Origin of the sequence: Streptomyces thermospinosisporus (assembly GCF_039526425.1) — a bacterium.
Lineage (GTDB): Bacteria > Actinomycetota > Actinomycetes > Streptomycetales > Streptomycetaceae > Streptomyces > Streptomyces thermocarboxydovorans.
Window position 1 is genome coordinate 152180 of sequence record NZ_BAAAIZ010000033.1, and the last position, 17834, is coordinate 170013.

General features: G+C 72.7%; 16 protein-coding genes and 2 pseudogenes. 10 read left to right on the top strand and 8 right to left on the bottom strand.

Features of this window, described 5'->3' with window-relative positions; all coding sequences use genetic code 11:
- Window positions 1–77: 77 nt before the first annotated feature.
- The gene (locus tag ABD207_RS13220) at window positions 78–962 is read right to left on the bottom strand and encodes an RNA polymerase sigma factor SigF (protein WP_344012696.1); all 885 of its coding nucleotides are present in this window, start codon (window positions 960–962) and stop codon (window positions 78–80) included.
- Between the two features lie 232 nt (window positions 963–1194).
- Here ABD207_RS13220 and ABD207_RS13225 point away from each other — a divergent pair, with 232 nt between their 5' ends.
- Window positions 1195–1674, top strand: coding sequence for a helix-turn-helix domain-containing protein (locus ABD207_RS13225; protein ID WP_344012698.1), 480 nt, complete (start codon window positions 1195–1197; stop codon window positions 1672–1674).
- A 54-nt stretch (window positions 1675–1728) separates the two neighbouring features.
- Here the strand turns inward: ABD207_RS13225 and ABD207_RS13230 are convergent, their stop codons facing one another.
- Window positions 1729–2331, bottom strand: a complete 603-nt coding sequence (locus tag ABD207_RS13230) for a ClpP family protease (RefSeq protein WP_344012700.1) — start codon at window positions 2329–2331, stop codon at window positions 1729–1731.
- Window positions 2331–2972, bottom strand: coding sequence for an ATP-dependent Clp protease proteolytic subunit (locus ABD207_RS13235; protein WP_344012702.1), 642 nt, complete (start codon window positions 2970–2972; stop codon window positions 2331–2333). Before ABD207_RS13235 ends, ABD207_RS13230 begins: the two co-directional genes overlap by 1 nt.
- A 209-nt stretch (window positions 2973–3181) precedes the next feature.
- On the opposite strand from ABD207_RS13235, the gene ABD207_RS13240 reads away from it, so the two are divergent.
- Window positions 3182–3664 carry a VOC family protein gene (locus ABD207_RS13240; RefSeq protein WP_344012703.1) on the top strand — a complete coding sequence of 161 codons (483 nt, stop codon included), beginning with the start codon at window positions 3182–3184 and terminating at the stop codon, window positions 3662–3664.
- A 52-nt stretch (window positions 3665–3716) separates the two neighbouring features.
- Here the strand turns inward: ABD207_RS13240 and ABD207_RS13245 are convergent, their stop codons facing one another.
- Window positions 3717–4631 (bottom strand): SGNH/GDSL hydrolase family protein, encoded by a 915-nt coding sequence (locus ABD207_RS13245; RefSeq protein ID WP_344012705.1) that lies wholly within the window; start codon window positions 4629–4631, stop codon window positions 3717–3719.
- A gap of 251 nt (window positions 4632–4882) precedes the next feature.
- Between ABD207_RS13245 and ABD207_RS13250 the strand changes: the two genes are divergently transcribed.
- Window positions 4883–5680 (top strand): VOC family protein, encoded by a 798-nt coding sequence (locus ABD207_RS13250; protein WP_344012707.1) that lies wholly within the window; start codon window positions 4883–4885, stop codon window positions 5678–5680.
- 96 nt (window positions 5681–5776) lie between these two features.
- Window positions 5777–6475 carry a ribonuclease H family protein gene (locus ABD207_RS13255; protein WP_344012709.1) on the top strand — a complete coding sequence of 233 codons (699 nt, stop codon included), beginning with the start codon at window positions 5777–5779 and terminating at the stop codon, window positions 6473–6475.
- Window positions 6476–6503: 28 nt separating this feature from the next.
- Here ABD207_RS13255 and ABD207_RS13260 read toward each other — a convergent pair.
- Window positions 6504–6689 (bottom strand): annotated as a pseudogene (locus ABD207_RS13260) (tyrosinase family protein); the annotation flags it as partial.
- Between ABD207_RS13260 and ABD207_RS13265 the strand changes: the two are divergent.
- Together ABD207_RS13265 and ABD207_RS13270 are read left to right on the top strand one after the other, a co-directional pair.
- A pseudogene (locus ABD207_RS13265) lies at window positions 6678–6849 on the top strand (aldo/keto reductase); the annotation flags it as partial. The pseudogenes ABD207_RS13260 and ABD207_RS13265 sit on opposite strands and share 12 nt — an antisense overlap.
- Before the next feature lie 114 nt (window positions 6850–6963).
- Window positions 6964–7245: a metal-sensitive transcriptional regulator gene (locus tag ABD207_RS13270; protein WP_344012711.1), complete on the top strand. Its 282-nt coding sequence runs from the start codon at window positions 6964–6966 to the stop codon at window positions 7243–7245.
- 75 nt (window positions 7246–7320) lie between these two features.
- Here ABD207_RS13270 and ABD207_RS13275 read toward each other — a convergent pair whose 3' ends face one another.
- From ABD207_RS13275 to ABD207_RS13285, 3 genes are all read right to left on the bottom strand, one after another.
- Window positions 7321–8688 carry an MBL fold metallo-hydrolase gene (locus ABD207_RS13275; RefSeq protein ID WP_344012713.1) on the bottom strand — a complete coding sequence of 456 codons (1368 nt, stop codon included), beginning with the start codon at window positions 8686–8688 and terminating at the stop codon, window positions 7321–7323.
- Window positions 8689–8760: 72 nt separating this feature from the next.
- Window positions 8761–11427 carry a pyruvate, phosphate dikinase gene (gene ppdK, locus ABD207_RS13280; RefSeq protein ID WP_344012716.1) on the bottom strand — a complete coding sequence of 889 codons (2667 nt, stop codon included), beginning with the start codon at window positions 11425–11427 and terminating at the stop codon, window positions 8761–8763.
- A 24-nt stretch (window positions 11428–11451) separates the two neighbouring features.
- On the bottom strand, window positions 11452–12150 hold the full coding sequence (locus ABD207_RS13285; RefSeq protein WP_344012718.1) for a DUF4389 domain-containing protein: 699 nt from the start codon (window positions 12148–12150) through the stop codon (window positions 11452–11454).
- 263 nt (window positions 12151–12413) lie between these two features.
- Here ABD207_RS13285 and ABD207_RS13290 point away from each other — a divergent pair, with 263 nt between their 5' ends.
- Genes ABD207_RS13290 through ABD207_RS13305 form a run of 4 tightly spaced genes read left to right on the top strand, consistent with a single transcriptional unit; the run spans window position 12414 to window position 17147 of the window.
- Window positions 12414–13073 carry a universal stress protein gene (locus ABD207_RS13290; protein WP_344012720.1) on the top strand — a complete coding sequence of 220 codons (660 nt, stop codon included), beginning with the start codon at window positions 12414–12416 and terminating at the stop codon, window positions 13071–13073.
- Between the two features lie 26 nt (window positions 13074–13099).
- Window positions 13100–15835, top strand: a complete 2736-nt coding sequence (locus ABD207_RS13295) for a cation-translocating P-type ATPase (RefSeq protein WP_344012722.1) — start codon at window positions 13100–13102, stop codon at window positions 15833–15835.
- Window positions 15832–16491, top strand: coding sequence for a potassium channel family protein (locus ABD207_RS13300; RefSeq protein ID WP_344012724.1), 660 nt, complete (start codon window positions 15832–15834; stop codon window positions 16489–16491). The genes ABD207_RS13295 and ABD207_RS13300 overlap by 4 nt, the downstream gene beginning before the upstream one ends.
- Complete coding sequence (locus ABD207_RS13305) at window positions 16488–17147, top strand: potassium channel family protein (protein WP_344012726.1); 660 nt, start codon at window positions 16488–16490, stop codon at window positions 17145–17147. The genes ABD207_RS13300 and ABD207_RS13305 overlap by 4 nt, the downstream gene beginning before the upstream one ends.
- Window positions 17148–17834 lie beyond the last annotated feature (687 nt).

Here is a 17834-nt window from a genome sequence, read left to right on the forward strand (position 1 = left end):
GGCGGGTGAGCGCCGGGTGCCCTCCCCGCGCGGTGAGGGCACCCGGACGGCCGTGCGGCTCCGCGTCGCTCCGTCGCTCAGGCGCAGCCCAGCTCGCCCAGCATCCCCTGGCGCAGCCGCGTGATGATCCGCTTGATCAGGCGGGACACATGCATCTGGGAGCAGCCGAGGCGCTCGCCGATCTCCGCCTGGGTGGCCTCCTCCACGAAGCGCATGTGGATGATCTGCCGGTCGCGTTCGCTGAGTTCCGCCATCAGCGGCGCCAGCGCGTGGAAGTCCTCGACGAGCCGCAGCCCCTCTTCCTCCACGCCGATGAAGTCGGCGAGGACCGCCTCACCGTTCTCCGGACCGTCACCGGTGAGGGCGGCGTCCAGGGAGGAGGAGTTGTAGCCGTTCGCCGCGATCTGGCCCTCGACGACCCGCTGCTCGGTGATGTTCATCAGCGTGGCGAGCTCGGCGACCGTCGGCTCGCGGTCCAGCCGGCTGGCCAGCTCCTCGCGGGCCTTGGCCAGCTCCACCCGCAGCTCCTGCAGCCGCCGCGGCACATGCACGGCCCAGGTGGTGTCACGGAAGAAGCGCTTGATCTCGCCCACGATGTAGGGCAGCGCGAAGGAGGTGAACTCGACCTCGCGCGACAGCTCGAACCGGTCGATGGCCTTGATCAGGCCGATCATGCCGGTCTGGACGATGTCCTCCATGTCGTCGCCGCGGCCGCGGAACCGTCCGGCCGCGAACCGCACCAGCGACATGTTCATCTCGATCAGCGTGTTCCGCGCGTACTGGTACTCGTGCGTGCCCTCCTCCAGCTCCGTCAGACGACGGAAGAACTGGCGGGACAGCTCCCTGGCGTCGCGCGGAGCGACGCTGCGCGGGTCCGCGACCCCGGGAAGACCTCCGTCACCCGTAGCGGCCTCGGTGCTCTGATCGACCTGCGCCTGCGCCCGGATCACGGCGGTCTCCATTTCCTCTCCCCACGAACGTCACGGCGGACATGTGTGCCTGGGCCTGCGGGAGCCCGGGTACCCCCGGCCTGCCGATGCATGCCGTCCGTTTGGCAGGGCACAGCGTAGGGCCGTTCGGGCGACCCGGCATCTCGGGCGAGGCCGCGGGTGGTGGCCGCCCGGAGACCGGCGCTTCACTCAGGGCGGAATGCCTCTCCCTCCCGTCGGCGGCCGGGATTCCTACGCTCAGAGGGTGACCGATCGAGCGCCCGACCACGACCACGTCATCCCGTTGCGCCCCCGGACCACGCGCCGGGACCGCCCGCCCCGCGAGCAGCCCGGGTCGCCCCGCACCGCGACCGCGCCCCCACGCCCTTTCTCCGCCCCTGCTGCCACACCGCCCGCCCCTGCCCCCGCCCCCGCTCCCAAGGAGCCGCTGTGGCGGGACCTGGTGGGTGAGGTGCTGCGCCGGGAGCGGCAGGAGCAGGAGCGGACGCTGAAGGACGTCGCCGACGCCGCCCGGATCTCCCTGCCGTACCTGTCGGAGGTGGAGCGGGGCCGTAAGGAGGCCTCCTCGGAGGTCCTCGCGGCTGCCGCCCAGGCCCTCGGGCTGAGCCTGGGCGACCTGCTGGCGCGGGCCCAGGGCGAACTGGTCCGCATCACCTCCCGCCGGACGGCCCGCGACCGTGCGGTGCCGCGGTCCCCGCACGACGGGCTGTGCCTGGCCGCCTGAGAAGACGGGTGCGGGCCGCCGGGCGGCCCGCACAACATGGCTCCGCCCGGCGTCTCACACCATGACGAGGCGGCGGCTCAGCACCTCGTCGGCCAGGCCGTAGGACACGGCCTCCTGCGCCGTGAACACCTTGTCGCGGTCCATGTCCGCCCGCAGCGTCTCCACGTCGTGGCGGGTGTGCCGGGACAGCACCTCCTCCACCTGCGAGCGGATCCGGACCATCTCCTTGGCCTGCAGCGACAGGTCCGAGGCGGTGCCGCGCGCCCCGCTGGAGACGGGCTGCCCGAGCAGCACCCGGGCGTGCTCCAGCACGAACCTCCGGCCCGGATCGCCGCCGGCCAGCAGCACCGCCGCCGTGGACGCCGCCTGCCCGACGCAGAACGTGGAGACCGGCGCCTGCACGAACGTCATGGTGTCGTAGATCGCCATCAGCGAGGTGTACGAGCCACCGGGGGAGTTGATGTAGATCGAGATCTCGCTCTCCGGTGACGCGGACTCCAGATGCAGAAGCTGCGCGATGACGACATGGGCCACGCCGTCGTCGATCTCGGTGCCCAGGAAGATGATCCGCTCGGACAGCAGCCGGCTGAACACGTCGTAGGACCGCTCGCCCTGCGGGGTGCGCTCGACGACGTTCGGAATCGTGTAGGTCCCCATCACTGCAGTCCCATCCGCCGCCGGTTCGCGCCGGGGAGGATGTCGCTCAGCGACTCCACGACCCGGTCGATCATGCCGTACTCGCGCGCCTGCTCCGCGGTGAACCAGCGGTCCCGGTCGCCGTCCCGGGAGATGGTCTCCGGGGTCTGCCCGGTGTGCTCGGCGGTGATCTCCTCGATGGTCCGCTTGGTGAACTCCAGGTTCTCCGCCTGGATCTCGATGTCGGCGGTGGTGCCGCCGATGCCGCCCGAGGGCTGGTGCATCATGATGCGCGCGTGCGGCAGGGCGTAGCGCTTGCCCGCGGTGCCCACGCTCAGCAGGAACTGCCCCATGCTCGCGGCGAACCCCATGGCGACGGTGGACACGTCGTTGGGGATCAGCCGCATCGTGTCGTAGATCGCCAGGCCCGCGTGCACGGACCCGCCGGGGCTGTTGATGCACAGGCTGATGTCGGTGCGCGGGTCCTCCGCGGACAGGATCAGCAGCTGGGCGCAGACCCGGTTGGCCGAGACCTCGTCGACCTGGGTGCCGAGCAGCACGATGCGCTGAGCGAGCAGTTGGGAGGCCAGCTGGTCGTCGAAGCGGGTCAGGGGCGTGTCGCCCTCTTCCGCCCGCGGTTGCAGCATGGTCGGTGGTGCCATCGGAACTCCTCGTCGTGACGCGGATACGGTCGGCTCCACTGTCGGCCGCGGACGGCGCCCACCGGCCGTTTCTCTGCCCCCGGCAGATTCGCCACGGGCAGAGCGTCACCGGGTTTGGACGACAACCGCCGGTGGCCGATGAGTTCCGGGCCGCCGGGCGGTCGGTACAGGTGAACCGCGCCGACCGGCGCCGCACCCCAGGAGGAACCATGACCACCAAGGGCTTCACCACCTGTCTCTGGTTCGACGGCCAGGCCGAGGAGGCCGCGAACTTCTATGTCTCCGTCTTCAAGGACTCCAGCCTCGGCGACACCTTGCGCTACACCGAGGCGGGCCCCGGCCCCGCGGGCAGCGTCCTGACCGTGGAGTTCGTGCTCAACGGGCAGAAGTTCATCGCCCTGAACGGCGGGCCCGAGTTCAAGTTCAGCGAGGCGATCTCCTTCCAGATCGACTGCGAGAACCAGGCCGAGGTCGACTACTACTGGGACAAGCTCGTCGAGGGCGGCGGCGAGCACGGGCCGTGCGGATGGCTCAAGGACCGCTACGGAGTCTCCTGGCAGGTCAACCCGGTCCGGCTGACCGAGATGCTCAAGGACCCCGACCAGTCCAAGGCCGACCGCGCGATGAAGGCCATGCTGCAGATGCACAAGCTGGACATCGCCGAGCTGGAGAAGGCGTACGCCGGCGAGTGACCGCCACGCGGCGCGGGCGAGGAGGGCCGGCCGGTCACGTCCGTCACGCCCGTCAGCCCCGGCTGTCCTCCCCGATCACCCGGGTGATCTCCCCGGTGATGCGCACGATGCCGGGGGAGCGGACCGGGCACGGCCTGGGGGCCGACGTGGTGGGGGCCAGACAGAAGTGGAGGTAGTCGTCGGCGCGGTGCAGGGCCGTGCGGCCGCGGCCGGGCTGGGTGCAGTCGCCCGCACGGGAGCGTTCCGCGGCCGTGCACGGCAGGTACCGCGTCCAGGAGTGGCGGGCACCCGGCGCGCTCACCGTGCGGCCCGCGTCCGCCACCAGGTCGCCCGAGGCCGCCGCACGCTGCTCGTACAGGGCGTTCACCCGGCGCACCCGGTCCGGTGTCATCGGGTCGGGGCCCTGCAGCACCCACACGATCCGGGGGCTCTGTGCCCCTCCCGCCGCGCGGATCTGCTCGGTGAGCCGGCGCGCGTCCGCCGCGTACCGCGCGAAGTACCGCTCCGGTTCGGCGGCGTGGGTGATGCCGTCCATGCACCAGGTGTAGCCCCAGGCGTTGCCCCAGAACTGCAGGACCACATAGTCCGGCCGCAGCCGGCGCACCAGGGCGGCGGCCTTGTCCCGGGCGGGGACCAGCGACCGCTTGCCGGTTCCCTCCAGGTAGTCGCACAGCGTGGTGCCCGAGTACGGGGCGCTGGTGTACCCGGCGCGCAGCTCCCGCCGCAGCTCGGCGCCCAGCGCCTGCCGGCTCTCCATCGCCAGTGAGTCCCCCAGGTACAGCACCGCGGGCGGCCGGCTCGCCGGCGGTGCCGTGCCGGGCGTCGCGGCGGGGCGCCGGTGCGTGGTGGCAGAGGGTGCCCGCGGTTCCGCGGAGGGCGGCGCGGCCCCGGGGCCGGACGACGGGTCGGTGCACCCGGCGAGCAGCGCGGCGGCCAGCAGCACGAACACGACCCACACCCTGCGCATACAGAGACCCCCGCCCCCGGCCGGTCACGACGGCTCCCCAGGCAAGCACAGCCGCCTCCGGGGCGGTAGACCGCGTTCAGAACGGCAATTTCACAAGCGCCCCGCGGTCACCGGCGGCTCGGCGCGCGGGGCGCCCCGCGGGTGACTAGCGTGAGAAACGGAGAGACCCCCACAGACATCCCCCACGGACACCATCCACAGACATCCCCTTGACATCCCCATTGACATCCCCCACAGGGAAGGTCGGGACCATGGCCGAGTCACCTGAGGGTGCCCCTTGCTGGGCCGACGCGATGTTCACCGACGTCGAGGGAGCCAAGAGGTTCTACGGCGACGTCCTCGGCTGGACCTTCGGCGAGTCGTCGTCGGAGTACGGCAACTACACCCTGGCCTACGCGAACGGCAAGGCGGCCGCCGCGGTGGTCCCGCCCATGCCGGGGCAGGCGGGCAAGTCGCAGTGGTGCCTGTACCTTGCCTCGCCGGACGCGGCAGGCACCGCGCAGAAGATCCGCGACAACGGCGGCGAGATCCTGATGGAGCCGATGCAGGTCGCCGACTTCGGCTGGATGTGCCTGGCACGCGACCCGGGCGGTTCGTTGTTCGGCGTCTGGCAGGCCGGCAGCCACGAGGGCTTCGAGACGGAGATGGGGAAGCCGGGCGCGTTCGCCTGGGCGGAGGTCTTCACCCGCGAGCCCGCCAAGTCCGACGCGTTCTTCCCGGCCGTCTTCGGATACACCAGCCGCCAGATGCAGGACGAGTCGAGGGACTTCCGGGTGTACTACCTCGGTGAGCGGCCCGCGCTGGGCCGGATGGAGATGGGGGACGACTTCCCGCCCGAGGTGCCGCCCTACATCAACGTCTACTACGGCGTCCCCGACTGCGACGAGGCCGTGTCGAAGGCCACCGGGCTCGGCGGCGTGCTGCAGTTCGGCCCGATGGACACCCCGTTCGGCCGCTTCGCCGCGCTGACCGACCCGCAGGGCGCCGCCTTCTCGGTCATCGACACCACGAAGACCGAGGGCGAGATGCCCCCGATGACCGAGGTGTGAGCGGCGCGGAGGGGGCCCGGTCACCGGTTCGCCGGGGCCGGGGCGGGCTCATGGGCTCCGCCGGGAGCCTTCCCCGGGGCATGGCATGATCGGGGGATGCGTGAACGTGTTGTGGCCGCCTGCGACGGAGCCTCGAAGGGAAATCCCGGACCCGCCGGCTGGGCGTGGGTGATCGCCGACTCCTCCGAGACCCCGGTCCGCTGGCAGGCGGGGGCGCTGGGGAAGGCCACCAACAACGTCGCCGAGCTCACCGCTCTCGAGCGGCTGCTCGCGGCGACCGATCCGGACGTGCCGCTCGAGGTCCGCATGGACTCGCAGTACGCCATGAAGGCCGTCACCACCTGGCTGCCCGGCTGGAAGCGCAACGGCTGGAGGACGGCGGCGGGCAAGCCGGTCGCCAACCAGGAGCTGGTGGTCCGCATCGACGAGCTGCTGCAGGACCGTGCCGTCGAGTTCCGCTACGTGCCCGCCCACCAGGTCGACGGCGACCGGCTCAACGACTTCGCCGACCGCGCCGCCAGCCAGGCCGCGAGCGAGCAGCGCGACGCCGGGAGCGAGCTGGGCTCGCCCGAGCCCCCGCCCGCCCCCGCCACCCCGCCCGGCCGCGGCGGCAGGGGCAAGAACGGCACCGCCGCCCGGACATCCCGGTCCCGCTCCGGATCCTCCTCACGCACCATCAAGGCGAAGTTCCCCGGCCGCTGCCTGTGCGGCCGCTCCTACGCCGCCGGGGAGCCGATCGCCAGGAACGACCGCGGCTGGGGCCACCCGGAGTGCCGGACCGCCGAGAGCGCCTGACACCAAGACCGCGGCGGGCGCCGAGCGTTCAGGCGTCGTAGGTGTAGTGCGGCGTGTGGTCCAGCAGGTCCGCCGGGGTCATGTCGTGCCACGGCCGCAGCGTCTCGTTCAGGTCCACCACGTCGGGCGTGCCGCCCGTCGGCAGATAGCCGGAGCGGGGGTGGCGGCGCTGCCACTCGGTCCACAGCTTGTCGATGTAGGCGTGGTGCAGCAGCCCGGCGTCACCACCGTCATCCCCGGGCGCCCGCTCGCCCGAGCAGGCCCGCGCCAACGCGGCCGCCGCCCGCCTGCCCGAGCTGCCCGCCGCCACCATGGAGGCGATCCGCGACCTGTACGAGCGGCGGATCAAGGACCAGGTGGAGCACCGCTGGTAGCGGGGCAGGGTCCCGTCGGGAGCGGTGGCCGGGGCCGCCGGGGAGACTCCTCCGGCCGGCCGCGTCACTGCTTCGGTAGGATACCCGCGGGGGTATCGCGAAGGAGTGTGGCTTGTGGAACTGGCGATGGCGGCCGAGGAACTGAAGACGGTGGTCAACCGGCTGCGCCGGGCGCAGGGCCAGATCGCCGGCGTGATCAAGATGATCGAGGAGGGCCGGGACTGCGAGGACGTGGTCACCCAGCTCGCCGCCGCGTCCCGGGCCCTGGACAAGGCCGGATTCGCGATCGTCGCCACCGGCCTGCAGCACTGCCTGACCGACGCGGACCTGGCAGCCTCCGGCGACCGGGAGCAGATGCGTACCCGGCTGGAGAAGCTCTTCCTCTCCCTGGCCTGAGCCGCGGCGCCGTCCCCGAACCTCCAGACGAGGGCGTCGGCCGGCATGAAGGCCGAGTTCGAGCCGCTGGGCTCGTCAGCCGGGGCGGCTGAGGGCGAGCCCTGCCTCGGTGGCGGCGTCGAAGCGGTCGTCGACGGCGACCACGTCACGGCCGGCGGCGTCCAGCAAGGAGGCGGCGATCGCCGCGCGCATCCCGGTAGCGCAGTGCACCCACACCGTCCCGTCCGGCACATCGCCGAGGCGTCCGTGCAGCTCGTGGACGGGGATGTGGACGGAACCGTCGATGCCGCCGTCCCGGCGCTCCGAGCGCCGGCGCACGTCCAGCACGACGAGGTCGTCGCCGCGCCGGCGGGCGGCGGCGAGGTCGGCGAAGCGGGCGCGGCGGAAGGAGGCGAGCCGTTCGCCGTCCCGGATCCAGCCGGCCGGATCGCCGGCCGCGGCGGCCGCCGGGCGGTCGATGCCCACCCGCGCCAGCTCCCGCTGCGCGGCGCCGATCTGCTCCGGAGTCTCCCCGAGGAGGGAGACGGGCTTGCCCCAGGGGATCAGCCAGGCCAGGTAGGTGGCGAGCCTGCCGTCGCCCTCGAAGTTGAACGACCCGGCCACATGCCCCTCGGCGAAGGCGGTGCGGCTGCGCAGGTCCACCACCCACTCGCCCGCGGCCAGCCGGGCGGCGATCTCCGCGGCGTCCGCCCGCCTGGGCGGGGTGAGGTCGACCGGCCCCGGGCCCTCGGCGTTGACCGGACCCATGTGCGCGTAGTAGGCGGGCACGTCGTCCAGCCCGGCGAGCATCCGGGCGACGAAGGTGTCGACGTCCAGGGTCAGCGCGTCGTTGGTCTCGCGCTCCTTGCCGATCGTCGTCGCGTCCCCCTCGGCCTGGCTGGAGGAGCAGAAACTGCCGAACCCGTGGGTGGGCAGCACCTGCACCTCGTCGTCCAGCTCGTCGGCCAGCCGGTGGGCGGAGGCGTGCTGGGCGCGGGCCAGCCGCTCCGTCAGCCGGGGCTCGACCAGATCGGGGCGGCCCACGGCACCGACGAGCAGGGAGCCGCCGGTGAACGCCGCCACGTCGCGCCCGTCCTCGACGAGGGCGTAGGAGGTGTGGTGCGGGGTGTGCCCGGGGGTGGCGATCGCGCGCAGCCGAAGGCCCTCGTCGACCGTCACGGTGTCGCCGTCGGCGACGGGGGTGCGGTCGAACGACACCTGCGCCCCGGCCGGCACGAGGTAGCGGGCGCCGGTGACGCGGGCCAGCTCCAGGCCGCCGCTGACGTAGTCGTTGTGCACATGGGTCTCGGCCACGAAGGCGATGCGCACCTTGCGGCGGGCCGCCGCGCCGATGACCCGGTCGATGTCCCGCGGCGGGTCGATCACCGCCGCGGCACCGGGGCCGCCGGCCAGGTAGCTGCGGTTGCCCAGCCCCTCGAACTCCAGGGTGCCGACGAAGAACACGGCTCCCGACTCCTCTCGATGTATCCCCGGGGGGTATATGGCTCCACCCTGGCAGGCCATGCCCAGGGGGGATCACTCGGCGGTCAGTGCGGCACGTCCCGCCTCCAGGCGGGCGACCGGGACGCGGAACGGGGAGCAGGAGACGTAGTCGAGGCCGGCGGCGTGGAAGAAGTGCACCGACTCCGGGTCCCCGCCGTGCTCGCCGCACACCCCGAGCTGCAGACCGGGCCGGGCGGCGCGGCCCTCGGCGGCCGCGATCCGCACCAGGCGACCCACGCCCTGACGGTCGATCGTCTCGAACGGGGACACCGAGAAGACGCCCTTGTCGAGGTAGGCGGAGAAGAAGGCCGCCTCGACGTCGTCGCGGGAGAAACCCCACGTGGTCTGGGTCAGGTCGTTGGTGCCGAAGGAGAAGAACTCGGCCTCCTCGGCGATGAGTCCGGCGGTGAGCGCGGCCCTCGGCAGCTCGATCATCGTGCCGACCGGACAGTCGAGCGGCATCCCGGACTCCGCGGAGACGCCGGCCAGCACCCGGTCGACCTCCTCGCGCACCAGGCGCAGCTCCTCGACGGTGTCGACCAGCGGCACCATGATCTCGGCCCGCGGGTCCCCGCCCGCGCGCCTGCGCTCCACCACCGCCTCGGCGACCGCCCGTACCTGCATGCCGACCAGTCCCGGGGCCACCAGCCCGAGACGCACCCCGCGCAGGCCCAGCATCGGGTTCTCCTCGTGCATCCGGTTGACGGCCTCGAGCAGCTGCGCGTCGTGCTCGCTGGGCGGGATGCCGCGTGCCTCGTCGGCGGCGAGGCGCACGGCGAGTTCGGTGCGGTCGGGAAGGAACTCGTGCAGCGGCGGGTCCAGCAGCCGGATGGTGACGGGCAGGCCGTCCATCGCCCCCAGGATCCCGGTGAAGTCCTGCCGCTGCAGCGGCAGCAGCGCCCCGAGCGCACGGTCCCGTTCCTCGTCGGTGCGGGCCAGGATCATCGCCTCCACCAGCCGCCTCCGCTCGCCGAGGAACATGTGCTCGGTACGGCACAGACCGATGCCCTCCGCCCCGTAGCGGCGGGCGCGGGCCGCGTCCTCCGGGGTGTCGGCGTTCGCCCTGACCCCCAGCCGGCGCACCTCGTCGGCGTGCTCCATGGCCCGTGCCACGGCGTCGACCAGCGCGTCCGCGCGCTCCCCGGTCTCGAAGTACCGCGCCACGGCCGAGTCGACCAGCGGCACCTCGCCCAGGTACACGGCGCCCGCGGAGCCGTCCACGGAGATCACCGTGCCCTCCTCCACGGTGGTACCGCCGGCGGTGAAGCACCGGCCCTTCGGATCGACGGTGATCTCCTCGGCGCCGCACACGCACACCGTGCCCATGCCGCGGGCGACCACGGCCGCGTGAGAGGTCTTGCCGCCGCGGCTGGTCAGCACCGCCCGGGCCGCGACCATGCCCGGCAGGTCGTCCGGGGTGGTCTCCTCCCGCACCAGGACGACCTTCTCCCCGGCGGCGGCCCGCCGGACCGCCTCGGCGGAGTCGAACACCGCCGCGCCGACGGCGGCCCCGGGGGAGGCCGGAATGCCGTGCGCCAGCGGGTCACCGGCGGAGGAGGCGTCGAAGCGGGGGAACATCAGCCGGGCCAGCTGGTCGCCGCGGACCCGGGTCAGCGCCTCGTCGGCGGTGACGAGCCCCTCGTCGGCCACCGCGGCGGCGATGGTGAAGGCGGCCTCGGCGGTGCGCTTGCCCACCCGCGTCTGCAGCATCCACAGCCGGCCGCGCTCGATGGTGAATTCGATGTCGCACAGGTCGCAGTAGTGCGCCTCCAACGCCGCCATGTGGCCGCGCAGTTGCTCGTACGCCTCGGGGGCGATCCGGGCGAGCTCGTCCAGCGGCACGGTGTTGCGGATGCCCGCGACGACGTCCTCGCCCTGCGCGTTGGCCAGGTAGTCGCCGTACACGCCGGGCCGGCCGGTGGCCGGGTCACGGGTGAAGGCGACGCCGCTGCCGGAGTCGGGGCCCAGGTTTCCGAAGACCATGGTCTGCACGGTGACGGCCGTGCCGAGGTCGTCCGGGATGTGCTCGCGCTTGCGGTACAGCCGCGCCCGTTCGCCGTTCCACGACTCGAAGACGGCGAGCACCGCCCGGTGCAGCTGCTCGGCCGGGGACTGCGGGAAGGCCTCGCCGGTCTCCCGGAGGATCAGCTCCTTGTACGTCTCCACCAGGCCGGCCAGATCGACCGCGCCCAGCCCCAGGTCGTCCTTGGCACCCACGTCCTGCTTGAGGCCCTCCATGGCCTTGTCGAACAGGGCACCGTCGACCCCCATCACCGTGGAGCCGAACATCTGGACCAGCCGGCGGTAGGAGTCCCAGGCGAACCGCTCGTCACCGGCGGACTTCGCCAGACCCGGCACCGAGTCGTCGTTGAGACCGATGTCGAGGATCGTCTCCATCATCCCGGGCATGGAATACCGCGCACCCGAGCGCACCGACACCAGCAGCGGATCGTCGGGCTGCCCCAGCCTCCGCCCCGCGGCCCGCTCCAGCGCCGTCAGATGCTCCTGGATCTCGCCCGCCAGACCGTCCGGCTCGCTGCCGGTGGCGAGGTAGGCGCGGCAGGCCTCGGTGCTGACGATGAAACCGGGCGGCACGGGCAGCCCCAGCCGGGCCATCTCGCACAGATTGGCGCCCTTGCCGCCCAGCAGGTCGGCCTGGTCCCGGCTGCCCTCACTGAACGCGTACACATAGCGGACCATGGCGGTCCTCCTTCTCACGACCGGTCATGACGTCCCTCGCGGTTCCGTCCCGGTCCGCGGTTCCTCGCCGCCCTGGTCGAGGCGGAAGGGCGGGTACTCGTCGGTGAGCAGCGCCGCGTAGGCGGCCACCCGCAGCACCCAGCGGTTCAGGCCGAGCAGCAGGTCGAACAGACCGCGCGGGTAGAGCCCGGTGAAGGCCAGGGCGATACCGGCGAACAGGGTGAGCAGCCCGATGAGGCCGCCGTTGAACCAGGCCATGCGGGCCCCGCCCAGGAAGAAGCCCAGGACCAGGTAGTGCGGCAGGACCAGCAGCCACCACTTCACCAGCACGAGGCCGCGCGAGAGGTGCCCGGGATACTCCAGGTCCCAGTGGGCCGGGTAGTCGGGGACGTCGGCGAGGGTGAACGGCGGGTAGCGGTCGGTGCCCAGCGTGCCGTAGGCGTAGTACGCCACACGCCAGTTCCAGCGCAGTACACCGGTGGTGAAGCCGAAGAGGGGCCGCGGGTAGCGGCCGGTGAACAGGATCGCGAAGAAGGCCACCACGCTCACCACCACGACCGCCACCCACAGGAACAGCAGCACGATGTGGTGGGGGAGGGCGAGCAGCCATTTGACCAGCCACAGCCAGCGCGACAGCGGCTCGTCGAGCCGGGCGGTCAGCCGGGCCGGATACACCTTCGGGCTCGCCGGACCGCCCGGCGGGGAGGTGACGTGTGTGCTCATGGCAACCGGTCCTTTCGGAAGCCGGTGACGATCACGAGCCGTGGTGCGTGGTCGTCGTACTCCTTGTTCCAGCATCCGTGAAACGGCCGGAGAACGCAGGGGCCGGGCGGGGCACGGCCAGAGTCCTGTGGCCCGCCGGGGGAGAAGGCGGGCGCGCGGGGTCCGGTCGGTCCCTGCGTTCTCATCGCCGTGGCGTGGCGGCACCCGGCTGCGGAGGCCAGGCTGGAAGTGGACGAACGGTGCGAGCAGCGGCTGGAGGCGCCATGACTGGTGCGGACGGACGCCGGCCGGTCGTGGTGGGTACCGACCCCGACCGGGAGCAGCGCATGGCACTGTCCTGGGCCGCCGACGAGACGGAGCGGAGCGGACTGCCACTGCGGCTCGTGCACGCCCAGGGAACTCCGACCGGCGGATACCGGTCGGGGCAGGTACGGCCGTCCTGGGCGGAGTGGAACCGGCAGCCGGCGCTGGAGGTGTCGATCCTGCTGGCGGAGGGGGAGCCGGCCTGGGTCCTGCGCGAGGAGTCCCGGAACGCCTCCCTGGTGGTGGTCGGCTCCTGGCACCTGAGCAGGCTGCGCGGACTGTTCTCGGCCGCCTCCGTGGCGCTGCCGCTCGCGGCGCACGCCGCCTGCCCGGTCGTGGTCGTACCGGAGGCGGAGCACATCGCCGAGCAGCCCGGGTACTTCGTGACCGGGGTCGACGGCAGCGCGCACTCGGCGGCGGTGGACCTGGCCGCCGAGGAGGCGGCCCTGCGCGGAGCGCGCGTGCGGGCGCTGTACGTGTGGCATCCGCCGCTGCTCGGTGTCCTTCAGGAGCGCGCGGCGCTGGAGGAGTGCCGCCGCGTCCTGGCGGAGACGGCGCCACGCCCGCTGCGCGGTCGTCACGGTCCCGAAGTGAGGCGATGGAGGGACCCGGTTCTGTGACCGGGAGGCCCGGCCCGCATCCGCCCGTGGCGGAACTCCCCGCCGATGCGGTGTGCTCCGCCCTGGGGACGTCATGGCGCGGTCTGTCGAAGGCACAGGCCCGGGACCGCCTGACAGCGTACGGGCCCAATGAACTGCCCCGCACGGGACGCCGGAACGTGTGGCAGCCGTTGCGGGCGCAGTTCACCGACCTCTTCGCGGTGATGCTGATCGTCGCCTCGGGCATCACCTTCCTCGCGTACGCCCTGGAGGAGCCGCGGGACACGGGCACCTTGACGCTCGCGGTGGCGATCCTGGGGGTGGTGGTGCTGAACGCCGCCATCGGGTTCGCCCAGGAGTACTCGGCGGAGCGGACGGCACAGGCGCTGGAGGCGATGGTGCCCCGCGCCTGCCGGGTGCTGCGCGACGGTGAGCTCCTGGAGCTGCCGGCCCGGGACGTCGTGCCGGGTGACGTGGTGGTGCTGGAGGCCGGCGACGCGGTGCCGGCCGACTGCCGGGTGGTTGAAGCGCACGAGCTGGCCGTGAACAACGCGCCGTTGACCGGGGAGAGCGACCCCGTGGGCCGCACCGCCGATCCGGTGGCGGCGGGCCCGCTGCTGCAGGCCCGCAACTGTGTCTTCATGGGCACCGACGTCGTCGCGGGATCCGGGCAGGCCGTGGTCTTTGCCACCGGCGCGGCGACCGAGTTCGGGCGGCTCTACCGGCTGACGGCAGCCGCCCCGCCGCAGAAGACCCCGCTGCAGCTCCAGGTCGCCTCCATGGCCCGTCGGGTGGCGGGGGCCGCCCTGGCGATCGGCGCCCTGCTGTTCGCCGTGCGGCTGCCCACCGGAGAGCCCGTGGTGGATCTGTTCGTGTTCGCGCTCGGGGTGATGGTGGCACTGGTACCGGAAGGTCTGCCCGCCACCCTCTCGGTGTCCCTGTCGATCGGGGTACGGCGGATGGCACGCCGCCACGCCCTGATCAAACAGCTGCTGGCGGTGGAGGCCCTCGGGTCGGTCACGGTGGTGTGCACGGACAAGACCGGAACGCTCACCCAGGCGGAGATGACCGTCACCGAGGTGTGGGCGGCGGACCGGTCGCACCGCGTGACCGGAGTGGGGTACGACCCGAGCGGCGAGGTCGCCGATGCCGCCGAGGTGCGCGAGCTGCTGCGGGTGGCGTGCCTGTGCTGCAACGCCCGGCTGCTTCCGCCCACGAACCCCCGGGAACGCTGGCGGGTGCTCGGTGACACCACCGAGGGGGCTCTGCTCGTCGTCGCGGCCAAGGCGGGTCTGGACAGGGAGGCGGAGGAGGCTGCCGCACCGCGCGTGACGGAGTTCCCCTTCGACTCGGACCGCAAGCTCATGACCACCGTGCACCGCACGGGAGCGGGCCTCCAGGCGTGTGTCAAGGGAGCGCCCGGAGCAGTGCTGGAGCGATGCACCGACGTCGCACTCGACGGGCGCCGTGAGCCGCTGACGAGGACGCAGCGCGCAGCGGTCGTCGCGGCGAGTGACGAGATGGCGTCCCGGGGGCTGCGGGTGCTGGCCGTCGCGCGGCGGGAGCTGAACGGCCCCCGCCCGGCGCAGGAGGAGGCCGAATCGGCACTGACGCTCCTCGGACTGATCGGTATGCACGACCCGCCGCGTCCCGAGGTCACCGACGCCGTCGCCGCCTGCCGACGGGCCGGCATCCGGGTCGTCATGGTCACCGGCGACCACCCGCTGACGGCGGAGGCCGTCGCCCGCCGGGTGGGGGTGGTACGAGGGCCGGATCCGGTCGTGGTGACGGGGGAGAAGCTCGACGCGATGGACGACGAGGCGCTCGGTGAGCTGCTCACCGAGCCGTCCGAGCTGCTGCTGTGCCGGGTCAGCCCGGAGCACAAGATGCGCGTGGTCACCGCATTCCAGCGGCGCGGTGAGGTGGTGGCGGTCACCGGGGACGGAGCGAACGACGCCCCGGCGCTCAAGCACGCCGACATCGGCGTGGCGATGGGCGCGTCGGGCACCGACGTCGCCCGGGAGGCCGCCGCGGTGGTGCTGCTGGACGACTCGTTCGCCTCCATCGCCGCCGCGGTGCGGCTCGGACGGGCTGTCTATCAGAACATCCGCAAGTTTCTCGTCTACCTCTTCAGCCACAACGTCGGGGAACTCGTGCCGGTCCTGGCCGCGACCTTCGCCGGCTTCCCGCTGGTGCCCATCAACGCGGTGCAGATCCTGGCGATCGACCTGGGATCGGACGTGCTGCCCGCCCTCGCCCTGGGAGCGGAACCACCTGAATCCGATGTCATGGACCGTCCGCCGCGCCCCCGGGGGGAGAGGCTGTTCTCGGCCGGCCTGGTGGGACGGATCCTGTTCCTCGGCGGCATTCAGGCGATCTGCGTGAGCGCCCTGTTCTTCTGGCACATCGGTTCCTCCGGCATCCCGTTCGACGACTTCACCCGGCACACCCGCGTCTATCAGGAGGCGATCACCATGGTCCAGGCCGGCATCGTGCTGAGCCAGTTCTTCAACGCGCTCACCGTGCGCAGCGACCACTTGAGCATCCGGACCGTGGGCCTCGCGACCAACCCCGCACTGCTCGCGGCGGGCGGGTTCGGCATCGCCCTCATGGCCGCGATCAGCTATGCCCCGCCCCTGCAGGCCGTCTTCAACACGGCTCCGCTCGACGCTGCCGACTGGGCCGTCCTCGCCGCCCTCGGCACCGTGCCACTGCTCGCCGACGAAGCCCGCAAGGCGTGGCTGCGCCATCGCTCCCGTGGGCCGGAAGGAGGACCGGGATGAACATAGTCGTCGCCGGATGCGGACGGGTCGGGTCCGCCCTCGCCGGCCTGCTCGCCGGCGAAGGGCACGACGTGGAGATCGTCGACCGGCTGGCACGGGCGGCCCGGAACCTGCCCGACAGCCCCCGCATCCGCTTCCACCAGGGCAACGCCTACAGCCGTGCGGTGCTCCGGAGCGCCACGATCGAACACGCCGACGCCTTCGTCGCCGTCACCTCGAGCGACAACAGCAACGTCGTCAGCGCGCGCGTCGCCAGGGAGACCTATCGGGTGCCCATCGTCCTGGCCCGCGTCTGCGATCCCCGGCGCTCCGCGATCTACGGTGACGTAGGTATCCCCACCGTCGCCGACGTCCGCTGGACCGTGCACCAGATCCACCGCATGCTGCTGCACCGTCATCTCAGCCCGGAACTCAGCTTCGGCAACGGGGAGACACTGCTGGTGCGGTCGGACCTGCCCGGCTACCTGGCCGGCCGACGGCTCTCCGCGTTCGACGTGGACGGTGAGATCCGCGTCGTCGAGGTCACCCGGGAGGGCCGCTCCTTCATCCCCGCGCACAGCACACCCGCACGCGCCGGCGACCTGGTCACCTTCGCGGTGACTGCCGCCGGGCTCGGCAGGCTGCGCGCCTTCCTGGACAAGGAGCTGGGGACGTGAACGTGCTCATCGCCGGTGCAGGACGCCTCGGCGCGCAGACCGCCCAGGTGTTCGCGCAGCTCCGCAACAAGGTCGTGCTGATCGAGAGCGACGACGACCGCGTGGCCGAGCTGGCAGGCCGCCTCCCGGGCGTGCGGCTGCTCAGCGGCGACGCGTGCGACCCGGCGGTGCTGGAGCACGCCGGTGCCCGCGCCGCCGAGCTCGTCGTCGCGGTCACCGGCGACGACGCCGACAACCTCGTCATCAGCCTGCTCGCCGCCCGGCGGTTCTCGGTGCCCCGCGTGGCGGCCCGGGTCAACGACGCCGAGAATGCCTGGCTGTTCGACGCCCGCTGGGGAGTCGACGTCGCCGTGCCGGCCGCCGTTCCGCTGATCTCGCTGATCGAGGAGGCCACCGCCACCACCGACACGGTCGCGTTGCTGCGGCTGAGCAGGGCCGGCGTCGACGTCATCGAAACGACCATCACACCGCGGTCCAAGGCGGCGGGCCGGGCCCTGGGCGAGGTCGTCCTGCCCGAGGGGACGGTCGTCGCGACGATCGTCCGTGACGGCCGGCCCACCGTGCCGGATCCGGCCGTCCGCCTGAGGGCGGGGGACGAGATCCTGCTCGTGGCGCATTCCGCCACGGAACGGGATATCCGTGCGGCGTTCCAGTAGCAGCAGGGCGGCGGAGTCCTTCCGTCCGGCCCGGGGCGTGGGTGGCCGGCGGTGAGACGCGCAGGTGCCCGAGCCGCAGCAGTTCCCGGCACCTGCAGAAGCCTCTGCGGCGTTGTGCAGCCGGGCTGCCACCGGGTGTTCACTCCTCGGGAGACGGGCGCGCCGCGGCTCCGATCAGGGCGAGCCGGCCTGCCGGCCCGGTAGGGTCCGAGGCCCCGCAGGAGAAGCCGACGCGCCCGTCCGGGCGGACGGTCATCAGACCACGACCCGAACTGTTGGAAGGCGCAGCACGCACGGTCAGCCCCCGGACCGGTCGGCGTGTCCGACGGTGGGACGGCATGGAGCGGTCCAGGCGCAGGCCCTGCTCTCCTTCGGCAGCCGGACCCGGTGCCGCGGGAGCAACGCGAACGTGGTGACGAAGCACGCGGCCGCGGCCCGCCTGCCGCCGCGGGAGGAAGCGGCTTCCGTGCGCCCATGGGTCCTCCTCGCAGGAGCTGCCGGGCCTGCCGAAGCCGCGCGTCCGGGCAGCCGCACCACGGCCGCTTCCTGCACCCACCATGCGGCCACGCGCCGCGCCCCTCGAAACCTGACGCACGGCCCGCTGCCGATGGCGGTGCCCTCCATCTCGTTGGAGGGTGGAGGGGAAGGGGAGCGAGGGATGGACGGGCCGCGGGCCGGCCGTCCACC

Coding starts and splice junctions, on each gene's coding strand:
- ABD207_RS13255 (WP_344012709.1), top strand. CDS start 5,777: ATGCGTGAACGTGTTGTGGCCGCCTGCGACGGAGCCTCGAAGGGAAAT.
- ppdK (WP_344012716.1), bottom strand. CDS start 11,427: ATGGTCCGCTATGTGTACGCGTTCAGTGAGGGCAGCCGGGACCAGGCC.
- ABD207_RS13250 (WP_344012707.1), top strand. CDS start 4,883: ATGGCCGAGTCACCTGAGGGTGCCCCTTGCTGGGCCGACGCGATGTTC.
- ABD207_RS13230 (WP_344012700.1), bottom strand. CDS start 2,331: ATGGGGACCTACACGATTCCGAACGTCGTCGAGCGCACCCCGCAGGGC.
- ABD207_RS13245 (WP_344012705.1), bottom strand. CDS start 4,631: ATGCGCAGGGTGTGGGTCGTGTTCGTGCTGCTGGCCGCCGCGCTGCTC.
- ABD207_RS13220 (WP_344012696.1), bottom strand. CDS start 962: ATGGAGACCGCCGTGATCCGGGCGCAGGCGCAGGTCGATCAGAGCACC.
- ABD207_RS13300 (WP_344012724.1), top strand. CDS start 15,832: ATGAACATAGTCGTCGCCGGATGCGGACGGGTCGGGTCCGCCCTCGCC.
- ABD207_RS13240 (WP_344012703.1), top strand. CDS start 3,182: ATGACCACCAAGGGCTTCACCACCTGTCTCTGGTTCGACGGCCAGGCC.
- ABD207_RS13235 (WP_344012702.1), bottom strand. CDS start 2,972: ATGGCACCACCGACCATGCTGCAACCGCGGGCGGAAGAGGGCGACACG.
- ABD207_RS13285 (WP_344012718.1), bottom strand. CDS start 12,150: ATGAGCACACACGTCACCTCCCCGCCGGGCGGTCCGGCGAGCCCGAAG.
- ABD207_RS13290 (WP_344012720.1), top strand. CDS start 12,414: ATGACTGGTGCGGACGGACGCCGGCCGGTCGTGGTGGGTACCGACCCC.